The sequence below is a fragment of the Motilimonas eburnea genome, from assembly GCF_021295345.1.
Taxonomy (GTDB): Bacteria; Pseudomonadota; Gammaproteobacteria; order Enterobacterales; family CBDFNC01; genus Motilimonas; species Motilimonas eburnea.
Genome location: NZ_JAIMJB010000050.1, coordinates 1 through 1948, shown reverse-complemented (window position 1 = coordinate 1948; position 1948 = coordinate 1). Strand labels below are relative to the sequence as shown.

Here is a 1948-nt window from a genome sequence, read left to right as displayed (position 1 = left end):
AAAAAACTTTAATTGAAGAGTTTGATCATGGCTCAGATTGAACGCTGGCGGCAGGCTTAACACATGCAAGTCGAGCGGTAACAGAGAGAAGCTTGCTTCTCTGCTGACGAGCGGCGGACGGGTGAGTAATGCTTGGGTATCTGCCTTATGGAGGGGGACAACAGTTGGAAACGACTGCTAATACCGCATAATGTCTACGGACCAAAGTGGGGGACCTTCGGGCCTCACGCCATAAGATGAACCCAAGTGGGATTAGCTAGTTGGTAAGGTAACGGCTTACCAAGGCGACGATCCCTAGCTGGTCTGAGAGGATGACCAGCCACACTGGAACTGAGACACGGTCCAGACTCCTACGGGAGGCAGCAGTGGGGAATATTGCACAATGGGCGCAAGCCTGATGCAGCCATGCCGCGTGTGTGAAGAAGGCCTTCGGGTTGTAAAGCACTTTCAGTCGTGAGGAAAGGTAGCGTGTTAATAGCACGTTGCTGTGACGTTAGCGACAGAAGAAGCACCGGCTAACTCCGTGCCAGCAGCCGCGGTAATACGGAGGGTGCGAGCGTTAATCGGAATTACTGGGCGTAAAGCGCGTGTAGGTGGCTTGTTAAGCCAGATGTGAAAGCCCCGGGCTCAACCTGGGAACTGCATTTGGAACTGGCAGGCTAGAGTTTTGTAGAGGGTGGTAGAATTTCAGGTGTAGCGGTGAAATGCGTAGAGATCTGAAGGAATACCGGTGGCGAAGGCGACCACCTGGCCAATAACTGACACTGAGACGCGAAGGCGTGGGTAGCAAACGGGATTAGATACCCCGGTAGTCCACGCAGTAAACGATGTCTATTAGGAGTTTGTGGCTTTATGCCGTGGGCTCCAAAGCTAACGCATTAAATAGACCGCCTGGGGAGTACGGCCGCAAGGTTAAAACTCAAATGAATTGACGGGGGCCCGCACAAGCGGTGGAGCATGTGGTTTAATTCGATGCAACGCGAAGAACCTTACCTACTCTTGACATCCACGGAACTTAGCAGAGATGCTTTGGTGCCTTCGGGAACCGTGAGACAGGTGCTGCATGGCTGTCGTCAGCTCGTGTTGTGAAATGTTGGGTTAAGTCCCGCAACGAGCGCAACCCCTATCCTTAGTTGCCAGCACGTAATGGTGGGAACTCTAGGGAGACTGCCGGTGATAAACCGGAGGAAGGTGGGGACGACGTCAAGTCATCATGGCCCTTACGAGTAGGGCTACACACGTGCTACAATGGCGGATACAAAGGGCAGCTAACTTGCGAGAGTGTGCGAATCCCAAAAAGTCCGTCGTAGTCCGGATTGGAGTCTGCAACTCGACTCCATGAAGTCGGAATCGCTAGTAATCGTGGATCAGAATGCCGCGGTGAATACGTTCCCGGGCCTTGTACACACCGCCCGTCACACCATGGGAGTGGGCTGCAAAAGAAGTAGGTAGTTTAACCTTCGGGAGGACGCTTACCACTTTGTGGTTCATGACTGGGGTGAAGTCGTAACAAGGTAGCCCTAGGGGAACCTGGGGCTGGATCACCTCCTTACCAAAAGCGACGTTGTCTTGTTGACGAGAGTCAATGAGTGTTCACACAGATTGTATGATTGATTAGTTGAGAGAATGACCGAAGTCATGGACAGCGAATAAGGGCGCTCACTGTGTTCGCCTTGCATAAGCTGTCGAAAGCATGCTTTCGAGTCTAGCTTATGTGTCCCGTTCGTCTAGAGGCCTAGGACACCGCCCTTTCACGGCGGTAACAGGGGTTCAAATCCCCTACGGGATACCACATTTAAGTGTTTTTGGGTAAAGCTGAGAATATTTAAATGTGGTTTACATAAACCATTGCTCTTTAACAATTTGGAAAGCTGATAAAGTTCATTGAATATCTTGATGAGATATTCAATACCGAGTTATCACGCAAGTGATAATTCAAGCAAACAAA

The 1948-nt window shown here is 50.9% G+C and carries 1 tRNA gene and 1 rRNA gene; both read left to right on the top strand.

Features of this window, described 5'->3' with window-relative positions:
* Nucleotides 1-9 precede the first annotated feature (9 nt).
* Nucleotides 10-1552 (top strand): 16S ribosomal RNA (locus tag K6Y21_RS21030).
* Nucleotides 1553-1716: 164 nt separating this feature from the next.
* A tRNA-Glu gene (locus K6Y21_RS21025) sits at nucleotides 1717-1792 on the top strand.
* The last annotated feature ends 156 nt before the right edge of the window (nucleotides 1793-1948 follow it).